Below are 16,067 nucleotides of genomic sequence, written 5' to 3' on the forward strand. Positions count from 1 at the left end.
GCTCACAGTTCCTCCCCCTGGCGCCTCACCAGGCGCAGATAGACCAGCGTGACGGCCAGCAGGATCACCAGCATCACGACGCCGATGGCCGAGCCGAGGCTGTACTGCGACGACGCGAACGCCTTCTGGTACGCGTACACGTTGAGCACGAGGTTCTGGCCGGCGATGCCTCCCTCGTTGGTCATGACGTAGATCTGGGTGAAGACCTTGAAGTCCCAGATGACCGACTGGATGGTGACGACGATCAGGATCGGCCGCAGCATCGGCGCCATGACCGACCGCCAGATCCGCCACTGCGAGGCGCCGTCCAGCGAGGCCGCCTCCAGCACCTCGGCGGGGATCGCGCGGATGCCCGCGTACACGGTCACCATCACGAACGGGAAGGAGCACCAGAGGACTTCGAGGAGTACCAGGGCGAAGGCGCTGTAGCGGCCGTACGTCCAGGAGAAGTCGCCCAGGCCCAGCACCCTGTTGACCGGGCCGAAGTCCGGATCGAAGAGGAAGACCCAGACGGTCGATCCGGTGATCGCCGGTGTCGCCCAGGCTCCGAGCGCGGCCATCATCAGGGCGAGCCGCGGCACGGCGCGGATCCGGGTCAGCAGGACGGCCAGGGCGCAGCCGACGAACAGGGTGGCGAGCACGCAGGCCGTGGCGAAGAGCACGGTCGCGAGCAGCACCTGCCAGAACTGGCTGTCGCCGAAGAGCGTGGCGTAGTTGCCGAAGCCCTGGAAGGTGGTGGGTTCCCCACCGCTGACCTGGGCCTGGGTGTACTCCAGGAAGGAGATCAGGCCCAGCTGGTAGATCGGGTAGACGAGGAGTCCGCCGAGCAGGACCAGCGCGGGCAGCAGGTAGAGCCAGGGGGTCCAGCCGGAGCGCCGCGCGGGCGATGCCGGGCGGCGCCGGGGCGTGCGGGCGGGTGCCCCGCTCGCCCCGGGCCTTCCGGGGGCCTTGTGGAGGGTGGTGTCCGCGGTCATCGTCAGCCCGCTTCGGCGAACGCCGTGTCCATCTTCTTCGCCGCGTCGTCCGAGGCGGCAGCCACGTCCTTACGGCCGCTGACGATCTCCTGGAACATGGTCGGCAGGACCAGCGAGGCGTCGATCTGGCCCCAGGCCGGTGAGGCCGGGACGAACTTGGCGCCCGCGCCGAGCGTGTCGACGAAGGGGCCGACGAAGGGCTCCTTCTCCGCGGCGGTGCCCAGCACGTCCGTGTACGTCGGCAGCCAGCCCATGGCGTCGAACATCTTCGCCTGCGTCTTCTTGCCGGTCAGCGACTTCATGAGGTCGACCGCGAGGGTGCGGTGCGAACTGCTCTTGAGGACGCCGATGTTGTTGCCGCCGGCGAAGGCCGGGGCGATCGAGTCCTTCTTCACGCCGGGGAGCGGCACGACGGCGTACTTGCCCTTCACGGTGCCCGCCTCGACGGCGGCGTGGCTGAAGTCGCCGCCGATCGCCATGGCCGCCTTGCCGGAAGCGAAGGCGGTGACGGTGGCGTTTCCGCCCATGGCCGCGCACTTGGCCGCCGGGCAGTTGTCGTCACCGAAGAGCGAGGTGTAGGCCTCGATGCCCTTGCGGGCCTTCTCACTGTTGATGGCGGACCGGTAGGTCACCCCGGTCTCGTCGGCGAGTTCGCCGCCCTGCGCCCAGATGAAGGGCATCGCGCCGTAGGTGTACGCGCCGCCGACCGCGAGGCCGTAGAGGTCAGGCTTCTCCTGGTGGATCTTCTTCGCGGTGGAGATCAGCTCGTCCTGGGTCTTCGGCGGCTCGATGCCGAGGTCGTCGAAGACGTCGGTCCGGTAGTACAGCGCCCGTACGCCGACGAAGAGCGGAGCCCCGTAGACCTGGCCGTCCACCGTCACGGACTGCTTGGCGGTCGGATCGGTGTCCTTGGCCTCGTCCCAGGCGGCGAACTCCTTGCTGATGTCGGCCAGCCCGCCGTCCTTCACGTATCCGGCGGTGTCGGTGTTGCCGTACTCGATGAGGTCGGGGGCGCTCTTCGGGTCGTTGAAGGCGGCCTTGATGCGCTGGGCCCGGGTGTCGACGGGTATGTACTCGACCTCCACCTCGGCCCCCTCGTGGGTCTTCTCGAAGTCGGCGACCGCTGCGTCGACGACCTTCTCCTTGGGCTTGTTGCCGACCTCCTGGAAGAGCCAGACGCGGAGCGTTCCGCTCTTCTTGTCACCCTCGGCGCTGGTGTCGGAGGTCTGCGGCGCGCAGGCGGTGGCGGTGAGGCCGGCCAGCACAAGGGCCGCGGCCGGAGCGGCAATTCGAGCAGAAAGCTTCATCCGGAACCCCTACCGGTCAATCGTTGCATTCCATGCAACGCGCGTTTCGTTCTGCACAACTTGCAGGAGACTAAGGGCGCGTCCGCACGCCGACAAGTGGTCTCTACCACTCTGTGACCACGGGGTGCAGTCCGTGCAACGCACGCCCCGACCGGTCCGTCGCGCACGGGGCGGCCCGTGGGGCCCCCGGGCATGCGAACGGCCCCCGGGGCACGCGTCTCCGCGCGCCCCGGGGGCCGGGGTCAGGTACGAAAAGGAAGAAAAAGGGATAAGAGGCCGGGCCGGCTACTTCTTGCCGCTGTCCTTGCCGCCCTTGCCCTTGTCCTTGTCGCCGCCGGCGCCCATGGACTCGTAGATCTCCTTGCACATGGGACAGACCGGATACTTCTTGGGGTCGCGCCCCGGGACCCAGACCTTGCCGCACAGCGCCACCACGGGAGTGCCCTCGAGGGCGCTCGCCATGATCTTGTCCTTCTGGACGTAATGGGCGTAGCGCTCGTGGTCGCCGTCGCCGTTCGACACCTGCGGCGCCGGCTCCACGAGGGTCCCCGTACCTGCCCCGCGCTCGGGCTCAAGAGTGCTCATAACTGCCAAGCGTACTGAAAGCTCCGTGCATCAGTTCAGCGAAGGGTCGTCCGGATACGTCGCGATCATCGCCAGCTCGCTGCGCTGCCGACGCAGAACCGCACGCCAGAGGTTCTCCGGGCGCGGCGACGAGACGTCGCCGGGCTCCGACTCCACGACGTACCAGGCGCCGTCGGTCAGCTCCGTCTCCAGCTGGCCGGGCCCCCAGCCCGCGTATCCGGCGAAGATCCGCAGCGAACCCAGCGCCGCCGCGAGCAGCTCCGGCGGGGCCTCCAGGTCCACGAGGCCGATCGCCCCGTGCACCCGGCGCCAGCCCAGGGGCCCCTCGTCACCGGGGATCACGGCCACGCCGAGCGCCGAGTCCAGGGAGACCGGACCGCCCTGGAAGACCACGTCCGGCTCGCCGGTCAGGCCGGCCCAGGACGCCAGGATGTCCCCGACGCCGACCGGGGTCGGGCGGTTCAGGACCACGCCGAGCGAGCCCTCCTCGTCGTGGTCGAGGAGCAGCACCACCGCACGGTCGAAATTCGGGTCCGCAAGGGCGGGTGCGGCCACGAGCAGCCGTCCTGTGAGCGAGGACACCTCCGTCATGGCACAGATGATCCCGCATCTTCGCCCCCGGCGGGGACCAAGTGCCCCGTCCGTTGCCGGACGGTGCCCGTCCGCAGCTCAGGGCGCACGGGCGCCGCACGGGCGCACGGGGAGCGCACGCGCGAGGAGGGGCCGGCGGGCCCGGAGGGGCGGTCACCCTCCGCGAGGCATGCGGAGCAGAACGTGTTGTGGCGTATTCATGACGTCCGTATGCCCCCCGGTGCCTTACAGAAGGGGGGCGGAAGCCCATTACCCTTTTGATGGCCCCCTGCCCGACCACTCCGGAACGCGAGATACATGACCGGCACAGACGATGTCCTGCTTGTCCACGGCGGCACCCCGCTGGAGGGCGAGATCCGCGTCCGAGGCGCCAAGAACCTGGTGCCGAAGGCAATGGTCGCCGCGCTGCTCGGCAGCGGGCCCAGCCGGCTCCGCAACGTGCCCGACATCCGCGATGTGCGGGTGGTCCGGGGGCTGCTGCAGCTGCACGGCGTGACCGTCCGTCCCGGCGACGAGCCGGGCGAACTCATCCTCGACCCGTCGCACGTCGAGAGCGCGAACGTCGCCGACATCGACGCCCACGCGGGCTCGTCGCGCATCCCGATCCTCTTCTGCGGCCCGCTGCTGCACCGGCTGGGCCACGCCTTCATCCCCGGCCTGGGCGGCTGCGACATCGGCGGCCGGCCGATCGACTTCCACTTCGAGGTGCTCCGCCAGTTCGGCGCGACCATCGAGAAGCGGGCGGACGGCCAGTACCTGGAGGCCCCGCAGCGGCTGCGGGGCACGAAGATCCGGCTGCCCTACCCGTCGGTGGGCTCCACCGAGCAGGTGCTGCTGACCGCCGTCCTCGCCGAGGGCGTCACCGAGCTGTCCAACGCGGCCGTCGAGCCGGAGATCGAGGACCTCATCTGCGTACTGCAGAAGATGGGCGCGATCATCTCCATGGACACCGACCGGACCATCCGGATCACGGGTGTCGACAGGCTCGACGGTTACACCCACCGGGCGATCCCGGACCGCCTGGAGGCCGCCTCCTGGGCGTCCGCCGCGCTGGCGACCGAGGGCAACATCTACGTGCGCGGCGCCCAGCAGCGCTCGATGATGACCTTCCTCAACACCTTCCGCCGTGTCGGGGGTGCCTTCGAGATCGACGACGAGGGCATCCGCTTCTGGCACCCGGGCGGCGCGCTGAACGCCATCGCCCTGGAGACGGACGTGCATCCCGGCTTCCAGACCGACTGGCAGCAGCCGCTCGTGGTGGCCCTCACCCAGGCCACCGGCCTGTCGATCGTCCACGAGACGGTCTACGAGTCCCGGCTCGGCTTCACCTCGGCGCTCAACCAGATGGGTGCGCACATCCAGCTCTACCGCGAGTGCCTCGGGGGCTCCGACTGCCGCTTCGGGCAGCGGAACTTCCTGCACTCGGCGGTCGTGTCCGGGCCGACGAAGCTCCAGGGCGCGGATCTGGTCATCCCCGACCTGCGCGGCGGGTTCTCGTACCTGATCGCCGCGCTGGCGGCCCAGGGCACGTCCCGGGTACACGGGATCGACCTGATCAACCGCGGCTACGAGAACTTCATGGACAAGCTGGAGAAGCTCGGCGCCAAGGTCGAGCTGCCGGGTGGCTCACTCGTCTGAGAGACCCTCCGGACGCGCTCCGGCGCGCACAGTGCTGCCGCACACAGCATTGCGCACCCGCGCACCACAGTCCGCCGCCCCGGCCCCCTTCGAGGGACCGGGGCGGCGGGCTTTTCCCGTCCGGAGCCGCGTTCCCGTCCGGGACCCTGAGGCCTGAAACGCCGCCCCCGGTTCCCCGCCTTCGGCCCCGCCGCCCGCCACTCATCCGTGCAGGCGCCGCAGAACGCCCGTACAGGGCCGAACGAGGCACGCGGCCCTCCCGGGGCCCACCGGGGGGTGCCGGAGGCCCGCAGCCCGGCTCACAGCGCCCGCACGGGCGGTGTGCGCGGAGGCGAAGAGTCCGCTGCCGGTTCCCGGGTACGCCGAAGGGCGGCCGTCCCGGTCAGGACGGCCGCCCTTCTTGGTGCCTTGAGGCCTTACTTGCCCTTGGCGGCTTCCTTGAGCTTCGAGCCCGCGGAGACCTTCACGCTGTAGCCGGCCGGGATGTTGATCGGGTCGCCGGTCTGCGGGTTACGAGCGGTGCGAGCGGCACGGTGGGTGCGCTCGAAGGTCAGGAAGCCGGGGATGGTGACCTTCTCGTCGCCCTTGGCGACGATCTCGCCGACGGTCTCGGCGAGGGCGGCCAGAACGGCGTCGGCGTCCTTGCGGGTCACCTCGGCACGGTCGGCCAGGGCGGCCACCAGCTCACTGCGGTTCATGTTTGTACTCCCGTGTTCTTCTTGCCTGTGAGGCGTGAGATCGAAGCCGATGCTGCCAGGGCCCTCTGACAGTCCCCGGACCCGGGTCTGATGTCAGACCCTCGCGCCCGAATACGCATCCTGCCCCCACCTGCGGCGCTAACGCCAATCCGGAACCACTCGACGTCACACGAAAAGCACCACCGAATGCCTGTGATGACGTTCCGTCGACTTGTTGGAGCGGTCCGCAGCGGATGCCGGGCCGGTGGGTCTCGCTGCCCGCCCACCCTAAAGGGGCGTTTGGGACGCCGCGACCCGCGACGCGCCGGACGGGGCACCCGGACGTGAGCTACGGCACCGTCCGCGGGAGCCGTGGCCGACCCCCGCGGACGGCGTGTGGCGGGGCCGTCCTGACAGCGGGTCCTACGCCGGGTCGCCCGCGGCCTCGGCGACTCCGGCCGCCTTGGCGGCCTCCCTGACGGCGCCCGCGACGGCACCCGCGACCTTGTCGTTGAAGACCGACGGGATGATGTAGTTCGCGTTCACCTCGTCCTCCGCGACGACGTCGGCGAGGGCGCGCGCGGCGGCGAGCATCATCTCCGTGTTGACGGTGCGGGACTGTGCGTCCAGCAGGCCGCGGAAGACACCCGGGAAGACCAGCACGTTGTTGATCTGGTTCGGGAAGTCGGAGCGCCCGGTGGCGACAACGGCCGCCGTCTCACGGGCGATTGCCGGCTCCACCTCGGGGTCCGGGTTCGCGAGCGCGAACACGATGGCGCCCTCCGCCATGGCTGCCACGTCGGCGCCGTCCAGGACGTTGGGGGCGGAGACACCGATGAAGACGTCGGCGCCGACGACGGCCTCCTTGAGGGTGCCCGAGACGCCCTCGGGGTTGGTGTTGTCGGCGATCCAGCGCAGCGGGGAGTCCGGGGTGGCGTCCACCAGGTCCTCGCGGCCGGCGTGCACCACTCCGTGGATGTCGGCGACGACCGTGTGCTTGACGCCCGCGGCGATCAGCAGCTTCAGGATGGCCGTACCGGCCGCTCCGGCGCCGGACATGACGACCCGTACGTCACCGATCCCCTTGCCCACCACGCGCAGCGCGTTGGTCAGCGCGGCCAGGACGACGATCGCGGTGCCGTGCTGGTCGTCGTGGAAGACGGGGATGTCCAGGGCCTCCCGCAGCCGCGCCTCGATCTCGAAGCAGCGGGGTGCGGAGATGTCCTCCAGGTTGATGCCCGCGAAGCCGGGCGCGATCGCCTTGACGATGGAGACGATCTCATCGGTGTCCTGCGTGTCCAGGCAGATCGGCCAGGCGTCGATACCGGCGAAGCGCTTGAAGAGGGCCGCCTTGCCCTCCATCACGGGGAGCGAGGCCATCGGGCCGATGTTGCCGAGGCCGAGCACCGCCGAGCCGTCCGTGACCACCGCGACGGAATTGCGCTTGATGGTCAGGCGGCGGGCGTCCTCGGGGTTCTCGGCGATCGCCATGCAGACCCGCGCCACACCGGGGGTGTAGATCATCGAGAGGTCGTCACGGTTGCGGATGGGGTGCTTGGACGCCATCTCGATCTTGCCGCCGAGGTGCATCAGGAACGTGCGGTCGGAGACCTTGCCGAGGACGACGCCCTCGATGCCGCGCAGCCCTTCGACGATCTCGTCCGCGTGCGAGGTCGAGGAGGCCGCGATCGTGACGTCGATCCGGAGCTTCTCGTGGCCGGAAGCGGTCACGTCGAGGCCGGTGACCGAGCCGCCGGAGGACTCCACGGCCGTGGTGAGGTGGGAGACCGCTGTGCCGCTCGCGGGCACCTCCAGCCTGACCGTCATCGAGTACGAGACGCTGGGCGCCGTTGCCATGGCCGAGTCCTTCGCTTTCCTGAGCTTCGTTGCCGCACGCAGACGGGGCACAGCCCCGTACGTGCGTTCCGATCGTCGCACCTACCGGCCGGTAGCAGGTAATGACTGCCACCTTTCGGAAACTTTTTTCCACCATACGAGAAGTGGCCGTTCCGCGTAACCCCAGCCGGGCTGTGAAACGCGTGGGGGGTGTCGGCCACCCCCGAAAACAGAAACAGACCCGCGCCACCGTCAGGTGACGCGGGTCTGTCTTCTTCACTTAGGTGGCACCGGCCCGCCATGCTCGCCTCGCGGCAAGTGGTCGCTCGTAGCGACGAAGGTTGGGCCCGGGGGCTTGGATCGAACCGGTGCCGACACCAGGCTAACAAACACCCCGGAGAAGTGATTCCTGCGCGACGTGTTGACTCGGAAAAGAACTCCGCGCGCGGGCACCGGCCGCCCCCTGTCAGTCCCTCAGAAGGTCCGGGACACCGTCCTCGTCCGGCATGTCACGCTCCCCGGAGACGACGGTGAGCTGCTGCGTCGCACGGGTGAGTGCCACGTACAGCACCCGCAGTCCCGCCGGGGACTCGTCGGCGATCTCCGCGGGAGAGACGACCACCGTGGCGTCGTACTCCAGGCCCTTCGCCTCCAGACTGCCCAGGGCCACGACCCGCTCGCCGAGCTCCTGCAGCCAGGCGCGGGCCTCCGTGCGCCGGTTCATCGCGACGACCACGCCGACGGTGCCGTCCACTTGTGCGAGCAGCCTGCGGGCCTCCTCGCGGACCGTCGAGGCGAGGTCCCCGTCCCGCACGGTCTCGAAGCGCGGCTCGACACCCGTCGAGCGGACCGCGGCCGGGGACTCCATCCCCGGCATGGCCAGCGCGAGCACCTTCGCCGCGAGCTCGGCGATCTCCGCCGGGTTGCGATAGTTCACGGTCAGGGTGAAGTGGCGCCGCGGCCGGTTGCCGAGCGCCTCGTCACGGGCGGCGGCGGCCTCGTCCGGGTCCGACCACGAGGACTGCGCGGCGTCCCCGACGATCGTCCAGGTGGCGTGCCTGCCCCGGCGGCCGACCATCCGCCACTGCATCGGCGTCAGGTCCTGCGCCTCGTCGACGATGACGTGGGCGTACTCGGTACGCTCCGCCGCCAGCCGCTCGGCCCGTTCGCGCTGCGTCTCCTCGCGCTGCGGCATCAGCTCCTCCAGCCCCGTGAGCTGGTCCAGCGGGTCGGCCTCCCGCTTCCGCTTCGGACGCGCCGGGGTCCCCAGGAGCGTGTGCAGCTCGTCCAGGAGCGCCACGTCGTGGACGGAGAGCGGCCCCTTGCCGTCCCCGTCCAGCCGTCTCAGCGACCGGGCGAGGCGGCGCACCTCCCCCTGGTTCAGGATCCGGCGCGCCCATCTGTTCAGCCGCCGCTCGTCGGAGAGCGCGGCCAGCACCTGGCGAGGGGTGAGTTCCGGCCACCAGGCGTTCAGGAAGGTGAGGAACGGGGTCTCGGTGGACACGTCCTCGTCGAACGAGGAACGCAGCTCCGCGACCAGCTCGGGGTCGGTGTAGCGGCCCCTGCCCGACGACTTGTTCCACAGGGCGTCCAGGAGCAGTTTGCGGGCGCGCGGGCGCAGCATGTTGACGGGCGCCGTGCCGCCGAGGACGTTGTGCCGGATCCGCCGGAGCTCGTCGGCCTCGAGTTCGACGCGGGCGCCGAAGGCCACCACCCTCAGCCGGGTGGGGGTACCCGCCTCCGCCGGGGCCTCTCCGAACTCCAGCTGCCCCTCCTGGGGGGCCTGCTTGGGCGCGAACTGCTCCAGCGCCCCGCGGGAAGCCTTGCGCAGCACGTGGAGCATCCGGGACGAGCCCTTGATCCGGGCGACGGCGGGCTCGTCGTACGTGGTCGCTCCCTCCACCCCCGCGGCCTCGTCGGAGAGTGAGCCGACCGCCCGGATCGCGACCTGGCCCTCCTCGCCCAGCGAGGGCAGGACCCCTTCGGTGTAGGCGACCAGGAGCGGGGTCGGCGAGACGACGAGGATGCCGCCGGCGTACCGCCGCCGGTCCTGGTAGAGCAGGTACGCGGCCCTGTGCAGGGCCACCGCCGTCTTGCCGGTGCCGGGACCTCCGGAGACCTCCGTGACGGAGGCGGCGGGAGCGCGGATCACCAGGTCCTGCTCGGCCTGGATCGACGAGACGATGTCCCGCATGGTGTGGCTGCGGGCCTGGCCCAGGGCGGCCATCAGGGCACCGTCGCCGATGACGGGCAGCTTGTCGCCGCCCAGGGAGGCGGTCAGCTCCGGGCGCATGAGGTCGTCCTCGACCCCGAGGACCTTGCGGCCCTTGGAGCGGATGACCCTGCGGCGCACGACCCTGCCGGGCTCCTTGGGTGTCGAGCGGTAGAACGGCGCGGCGGCCGGGGCGCGCCAGTCGATCACCAGCGGCGCGTAGTCGGAGTCGAGTACTCCTATGCGGCCGATGTGGAGCGTCTCCGCGATCTCGGCGGTGCTGTCCTCCCCCACCGCGTCGTCGGCCGCCTCCACGGAGGTGAAGGCGCCGTCCGGGCCGCGCTCACCGTCCTTGCCCCGCAGCAGGTCGATCCGCCCGAAGAGGAAGTCCTCGAACTCGTTGTTCAGCCGGTTGAGGTGGACCCCGGCCCGGAAGACCTGGGCGTCCCTTTCGGCGAGCGCCCCGGGGGTGCCCACCTGGCCCCGTTTACTGGCGTCCTGCATGAGGAATTCCGCCTCGTCGATCTTCTCCTCGAGACGGTGGTAGACCCGGTCCAGATGTTCTTGTTCGACACCGATTTCCCGGTCCCGCAACGAATCGACAGCGGCATCCTGCGCGGCCACCGAGGCCCCCTTCTGACGTGCATCGAGCAGCCGTCAACCGTACGCGAAAGGGGGCCCCCGGCGCACCTGCCGCCCGGGTCGCGTTTACGCGTCGATCTCCACGAGCCTCTCGCCGTCGAAGGTGCGGACCTCGAAGTGGTCGATGTCCCCGCGCGCCATCGCCGCGCCGCCGTGCACGTAGAGCGGGCGCGCCGCGCTCCCGTGGGTGGAGCCCTCGATCCCGTACCCCCACTTCGGCACGGACCAGGAGGTGACGACCTCCTCCTCGCCGCTCCTGGACACGGCGACGAGACTGCACTTCTGCGGGCCCTTGACGTTCTTCAGCTCCAGGACCGTGTGCGTGCCCCAGGCCTTGGGCTCCATGCCGACCGTGGCGTCGACCCGGGTGACGGGATCGGTCGCCCGCACCTTCTCCGGCATGTGGTGGAAGAAGGCGTCCTCGGCGGGGCTCGTGGGATGCGGGTCGGCCGCCTCGACCTGCCGTCCCGGGTCGTCGCCGGCCGTGGCGGTGACCGCGACCACCGGGCCGCCGATCACGAGGACCGCCGCGGCCGCGATCAGGAACCGGGTCCGCCTGCGGCGCTGCGACCGCTTCCGCGCGACCTCGTCGACCAGACCGTCCAGCAGCCGGGGCGCGGGGCGTTCCGGGACGTGCGGGACGGGGCGCGCGCCGGGGACGGCGGCCGGGGACTCCGCGAGCATGGCCAGCATGGGCTCCATGCCGGCGAATTCGTCGAGGTGAGCGGCGCACAGGGCGCATCCGGCCAGATGGGCCTCGAAGGCGCTCGCCTCGGCGTCGTCGAGGATGCCCAGGACGTAGGCGCCCGCGGCGTCGTGTCCGGGGCCCTCGGCGGGGAGGCCGAAGAGACTGTCCGGTCCGGAGGGCCCCGGGGGGCCCGACGGTCCGCGGGGACCGGCCGGCCGGGGCCCGAACGGCTGCCAATCACCGTCGCTCATGCCGTGATCCCCCTCTCTTCGAGTGCGAGCTTCATGGAACGGAGTGCGTAGAACACCCGGGACCGCACGGTCCCGCTGGGAATGCCGAGCACCTCTGCGGCCTCATTGACCGTACGGCCCCTGAAGTAGGTCTCGACCAATGCTTCCCGGTGGGCCGGGGTCAAATCGTCGAGGGCGTCCGAGAGGGTCATCAGCCACAGCGCCTTGTCGATCTCGTCCTCCGCGGGGATGACCTCCAGCGGCGACGGATCGACCTCGCGCGGCCGGGCCTGCCGGCTGCGGTGACCGTCGATGACGATGCGCCGGGCGACCGTCACCAGCCAGGGTCGGACGGAGCCGGTGGCCCGGTTGAGCGAACCGGCGTTCTTCCAGGCACGGATGAGCGTCTCCTGCACCACGTCCTCGGCCCGCTGGCGGTCACCCGCGACGAGCCGCAGTACGTAGGCCAGCAGCGGGCCGGCGTGCTCACGGTAGAGCGCCCGCATCAGCTCCTCGTCGGGAACGTCCGAAGGAGGGCGGGGCGGGGCACCGCGATGTCGAGCCCTGTGCGGACGGTCATCGGCCACGGCCGCATCCTTGCGCACCCGAACCTCCCGGTCGAGACCCTGTCGAACTCTGTGGCCATCGATACGGAAGCGGGCACCGGTTCATTCAACGAGAGCCCAACTTTCTTTCGCGGGTGAGGATTCAGGACCGTTCATGACGTTCATCGACTCCCGGCCCGGGCGGGTCACTGCACGGCCTTCACACGGCGCCGGTGCCGTGCCACCCGTTCCCTGTTGCCGCAGACCTCGCTGGAGCACCAGCGGCGCCGTCGCCCCCGCGAGGTGTCCAGGTAGAGCCGCCGGCAGGCGTCCCCCTCGCACCGGCGCAGCCCTGTCCGTGCGACCGGGTCCGTCAGCAGGTCCACCGCGTCCCGGGCCACCGCGGCGAGCAGCGCCCCGCACTCCGGGTCGGCGCTCAGGGCCCGTACGAGCACGCCTCCCTGCCCCCGCACGGCCCGCAGGCCGGGCGGGGCGCCCGCCGCGAGCTCGTTGACCCGTTCCAGGGCGTTGTCGGCGCCGGCGCCGCCCAGTTGAGCCGACATCAGCCGGCCGATGCCCGTGCGCAGCTGAAGGAAGCGCGCCACCCACGTGTCGTCCACGGCTGTCAGCGGCGTCCCGCGCGGGACCAGCCGCGAGGCCAGCAGCCAGTCGGCGAGACGTGCGGGGGAGTCGAGCTGTTCGCACGTGCCGGAGGTCTCCGCCCCCGTCGCCACCAGGTCCAGGCAGATGCGACCGGAGTCGAACCGCCGGCCGTACACGCCCGTGCCCGCCGTCATGAGCCCGTCACCGCCTCAGGGGTCGCCCAGGGGGAAGCCGCCTCCCAGAGTGCCCGCATCCGGCCCGGCCCGGAACCCCTCCCGCCGCCGTACCGGTTCCGCATGAGCGGGTTCGGCTGCCGGTCGGCCCGGAGGGGTGCCGGTCAGCCCTGTGGAGGGCCGTCGTGCAGGATCCGCTGGAACATGTGGTGGTCCTGCCACGCGCCGTCGATGTGGAGGTAGCGCGGCGCCGTGCCGTACCGCTCGAACCCGCACTTGGCCAGGACGCGCTGCGAGGCGACGTTGTCCAGGACCGTCCCGGCGGCGATCCGGTGCAGGCCGAGCCCGTCCCGTGCCAGCTCACAGACCCGGGTGACGGCGGCCGTGGCCAGCCCCCGGCCCGCCAGGTCCACGTCGATCCAGTAGCCGAGCCGGGCGTTGCGGAACGGCCCGCGTTCGATGGAGGCGAGGGTCACCGCCCCCACCACCCGGTCCTCCTCGTCGGCCAGCACCCAGGGCATCGCACGCCCCGCGTCCCGGTCGGCCAGCAGCCCGGTCAGCCGTAGGGCCTGGCCCTCGGGGGTGTAGAAGGCCTCGGGCCGCACGGGCTCCCAGTGCCGCATGTACGCGCGGCTGCGGGTCATGGTCACGGCGAAGGAAGCGGCGTCGTCGAGGGTCGCCGGCCGCAGCCGGACCCCTTCGGCCACGGCGTGCATGTCATTGATCATCCCCGCACCGTAGCGGCAGCTCAGGAACCGTCGTACTTGGTGTCCGCCGAGGGGTCCAGCGCCAGCCGGTAGCCGCGCTTGACGACCGTCTGGATCAGCCGCGGCACCCCGAGTGCCGTACGCAGCCGGGCCATCGCCGTCTCGACGGCGTGCTCGTCGGTACCGCTGCCGGGAAGCGCCCGCAGCAGATCGGCGCGGGAGACCACCCAGCCCGGCCTGCGGGCCAGCGTGTGCAGCAGGGCCATGCCCGCCGGAGGCACCGGGCGCAGGGCGCCGTCCACCAGTACGGCGTGGCCGCGGATCTCGACCAGGTGGCCGGCGACGGGCAGCGCCCGGGCGCGGGCGGGCAGCTGGGCGCAGAGCACCTGGACGAGCGGGCCCAGCCGGAAGCGCTCCGGCTGGACGGTGTCGATGCCCTTGGCCTGCAGGGGCAGCGCGGTGACCGGTCCCACGCAGGCGGTGACGACGTCGTGGCTCAGGGCCGACAGCACCTCCGGGAGGATGCCGCGGGCCTCCGCCCGGTTCAGGTAGGAGGCGGCGGCCGGAGCACTGGTGAAGGTGAGGGCGTCCAGACCGCGGGCGACCGTGACGTCGAGCATGCGGTCGAGCGGGGCGATGTCCTCCGGGGGCATCCACCGGTACACGGGCACGCCGACGACTTCGGCGCCCGCCGCCCGGAGCGACTCGACGAAGCCGGGCAGCGGTTCGCCGTGCAGCTGGAGGGCGATCCGGCGGCCCGACACGCCCTCGTCCAGCAGCCGGTCCAGGACTTCGGCCATCGACTCGGACTGGGGCGACCACTCCTCGGTGAGCCCGGCCGCGCGGATGGCGCCCTTGACCTTGGGGCCACGGGCGAGCAGCTCTATGCCGCGGAGCAGTTCGAGGAGCCGGTCACCGATGCCCCAGCCGTCGGCGGCCTCCACCCAGCCCCTGAAGCCGATGGCGGTCGTGGCGATCACCACGTCGGGGGCGTTGTCGATCAGCTGCTTGGTGGCGGCCAGGAGTTCGCTGTCGTCCGCGAGCGGCACGATCCGCAGGGCGGGCGCGTGCATGACCGCGGCGCCCCTGCGCGTGAGGAGCGTCCCGAGCTCCTCCGCGCGACGGGCTGCGGTCACCCCGACCGTGAAGCCCGCCAGGGGCCCGTGCTGTGCGTCGTCGTCGTGCATGGCGTGATACCCGGCTCTCGTCCCGCTGTTGCTCGATGATGCGGAGGACCGAGACTGTCAACCCTGCGTGACAGTCTCGGTTCACCTGTATTTCCCGCCCGTTACGTCCTGCGACGCGCTGTGGCCATCCTCACACCTCGGCGTAGCTGAGCTGGGGCTTCGCGGCCACCGCTTCGGTACGGCGAAGGTATACCGCCCACGTGAGGGTGAAGCAGACGGCGTAGAAGCCGAGGAAGCACCAGAAGGCGGCCGTGCCGGCGCCCGAGGTCGCGAAGGACTGACGGAACGCCAGGTTGATCGCGAGGCCGCCCAGCGCCCCGACCGCCCCGATGAGTCCCATGGCCGCGCCGGAGAGCCGTCGCCCGTAGGCCGCGGCCGCCTCGCCGTCCAGCCCCCTGGCGATCCCCTGGGCGTGGAAGATGCCGGGGATCATCTTGAAGGTGGACCCGTTGCCCAGGCCCGTCAGCACGAACAGGGCGATGAAGCCGATGAGGAACACCGCCAGCGACTCGATGCCGGAGGCGTAGACGACGACACCGGTCGCCGCCGCCATGCCCGCGAAGTTCCACAGGGTGATCCGCGCGCCGCCGTGGCGGTCGGCCAGCCAGCCGCCGACGGGCCTGATCAGGGAGCCGAGCAGCGGGCCGATGAAGGTGAGCGAGGCGGCCTGCAGCGGGGTCCGGCCGAACTGCGTCTGCAGGACGAGTCCGAAGGCGAAGCTGTAGCCGATGAACGAGCCGAAGGTGCCGATGTAGAGCACCGACATGATCCAGGTGTGCGGCTCCCGTACGGCCTGGAGCGCGGCGCCCGTGTCGTTCTGGACGGGCCGGAGGTTGTCCATGCGGAGGGCGGCGCCGAGCGCGGCCACGACGATCAGCGGGATGTACACGCCGAGCACGATCCGCGGGTTCGCGGCGCCGGCCGTGCCGATCACCAGGAGGCCGACGAGCTGGACGACGGGGACGCCGATGTTGCCGCCGCCGGCGTTGAGCCCGAGCGCCCAGCCCTTCTTGCGCAGCGGGAAGAAGGCGTTGATGTTCGTCATCGACGAGGCGAAGTTTCCGCCTCCGATGCCGGTGAGCGCGGCGACGACGATGAACGTCGTGTACGAGGTGCCGGGCTCCATCACCCAGAAGGCGGCGCTGGTCGGCACCAGGAGCGACAGGGCGCTGAAGATGGTCCAGTTGCGCCCGCCGAACAGTGCCACCGCGAAGGTGTAGGGCACCCGGACGACGGCGCCGACCAGGGTGGCCGTGGAGATCAGGAAGAACTTCCCGGCCGGGTCGACGCCGTACTCGGGCCCCATGAACAGGACCATGACGGACCACAGGGACCAGATCGAGAACCCGATGTGCTCGGAGAGCACGGAGAACCACAGGTTCCTGCGGGCGACCTTCTCGCCCTTCTCCTGCCAGAAGGTCTCGTCCTCCGGCTCCCACTGCTCGATCCAACGACCGGCCATCACGCGCCTC

14 protein-coding genes are annotated in these 16,067 nt (G+C 71.0%); 1 reads left to right on the forward strand and 13 read right to left on the reverse strand.

What is annotated here, in order from left to right; genetic code table 11:
• Positions 1-2 precede the first annotated feature (2 nt).
• The 4 genes from ACFUNE_RS02990 to ACFUNE_RS03005 form a co-directional block, all read right to left on the reverse strand.
• Positions 3-974 (reverse strand): carbohydrate ABC transporter permease, encoded by a 972-nt coding sequence (locus tag ACFUNE_RS02990; protein WP_383561534.1) that lies wholly within the window; start codon positions 972-974, stop codon positions 3-5.
• A gap of 2 nt (positions 975-976) precedes the next feature.
• Entirely contained in the window at positions 977-2,281 is a 1,305-nt protein-coding gene (locus ACFUNE_RS02995; RefSeq protein ID WP_383561536.1) for an extracellular solute-binding protein, read from the reverse strand.
• 285 nt (positions 2,282-2,566) lie between these two features.
• Positions 2,567-2,866: a DUF3039 domain-containing protein gene (locus ACFUNE_RS03000; protein WP_383561538.1), complete on the reverse strand. Its 300-nt coding sequence runs from the start codon at positions 2,864-2,866 to the stop codon at positions 2,567-2,569.
• Positions 2,867-2,896: 30 nt separating this feature from the next.
• The gene (locus ACFUNE_RS03005) at positions 2,897-3,457 is read right to left on the reverse strand and encodes a YqgE/AlgH family protein (RefSeq protein ID WP_356734537.1); all 561 of its coding nucleotides are present in this window, start codon (positions 3,455-3,457) and stop codon (positions 2,897-2,899) included.
• A gap of 297 nt (positions 3,458-3,754) precedes the next feature.
• Between ACFUNE_RS03005 and murA the strand changes: the two genes are divergently transcribed.
• Positions 3,755-5,095, forward strand: a complete 1,341-nt coding sequence (murA, locus tag ACFUNE_RS03010) for a UDP-N-acetylglucosamine 1-carboxyvinyltransferase (RefSeq protein WP_383561540.1) — start codon at positions 3,755-3,757, stop codon at positions 5,093-5,095.
• 416 nt (positions 5,096-5,511) lie between these two features.
• Here murA and ACFUNE_RS03015 read toward each other — a convergent pair whose 3' ends face one another.
• From ACFUNE_RS03015 to ACFUNE_RS03055, 9 genes are all read right to left on the reverse strand, one after another.
• A complete protein-coding gene (locus ACFUNE_RS03015; RefSeq protein WP_003968811.1) occupies positions 5,512-5,793 on the reverse strand; it encodes an HU family DNA-binding protein in 282 nt (93 codons plus the stop codon).
• A 402-nt stretch (positions 5,794-6,195) separates the two neighbouring features.
• Positions 6,196-7,629: an NAD-dependent malic enzyme gene (locus ACFUNE_RS03020; protein ID WP_383561542.1), complete on the reverse strand. Its 1,434-nt coding sequence runs from the start codon at positions 7,627-7,629 to the stop codon at positions 6,196-6,198.
• A gap of 445 nt (positions 7,630-8,074) precedes the next feature.
• Complete coding sequence (locus ACFUNE_RS03025; RefSeq protein ID WP_383561544.1) at positions 8,075-10,444, reverse strand: HelD family protein; 2,370 nt, start codon at positions 10,442-10,444, stop codon at positions 8,075-8,077.
• A gap of 84 nt (positions 10,445-10,528) precedes the next feature.
• Entirely contained in the window at positions 10,529-11,401 is an 873-nt protein-coding gene (locus ACFUNE_RS03030) for an anti-sigma factor family protein (RefSeq protein WP_383561546.1), read from the reverse strand.
• Positions 11,398-11,985: a sigma-70 family RNA polymerase sigma factor gene (locus ACFUNE_RS03035; protein WP_383561548.1), complete on the reverse strand. Its 588-nt coding sequence runs from the start codon at positions 11,983-11,985 to the stop codon at positions 11,398-11,400. Before ACFUNE_RS03035 ends, ACFUNE_RS03030 begins: the two co-directional genes overlap by 4 nt.
• A 146-nt stretch (positions 11,986-12,131) precedes the next feature.
• On the reverse strand, positions 12,132-12,722 hold the full coding sequence (locus ACFUNE_RS03040; RefSeq protein ID WP_383561549.1) for a CGNR zinc finger domain-containing protein: 591 nt from the start codon (positions 12,720-12,722) through the stop codon (positions 12,132-12,134).
• Positions 12,723-12,865: 143 nt separating this feature from the next.
• Positions 12,866-13,429: a GNAT family N-acetyltransferase gene (locus ACFUNE_RS03045; RefSeq protein ID WP_383561551.1), complete on the reverse strand. Its 564-nt coding sequence runs from the start codon at positions 13,427-13,429 to the stop codon at positions 12,866-12,868.
• A gap of 20 nt (positions 13,430-13,449) precedes the next feature.
• Positions 13,450-14,595 carry a uroporphyrinogen-III synthase gene (locus tag ACFUNE_RS03050; RefSeq protein WP_383561553.1) on the reverse strand — a complete coding sequence of 382 codons (1,146 nt, stop codon included), beginning with the start codon at positions 14,593-14,595 and terminating at the stop codon, positions 13,450-13,452.
• Between the two features lie 130 nt (positions 14,596-14,725).
• Positions 14,726-16,057 carry a nitrate/nitrite transporter gene (locus ACFUNE_RS03055; RefSeq protein WP_383561555.1) on the reverse strand — a complete coding sequence of 444 codons (1,332 nt, stop codon included), beginning with the start codon at positions 16,055-16,057 and terminating at the stop codon, positions 14,726-14,728.
• Positions 16,058-16,067 lie beyond the last annotated feature (10 nt).

The sequence above is a fragment of the Streptomyces sp. NPDC057287 genome (assembly GCF_042667905.1).
In the GTDB taxonomy this organism is placed as follows: domain Bacteria; phylum Actinomycetota; class Actinomycetes; order Streptomycetales; family Streptomycetaceae; genus Streptomyces.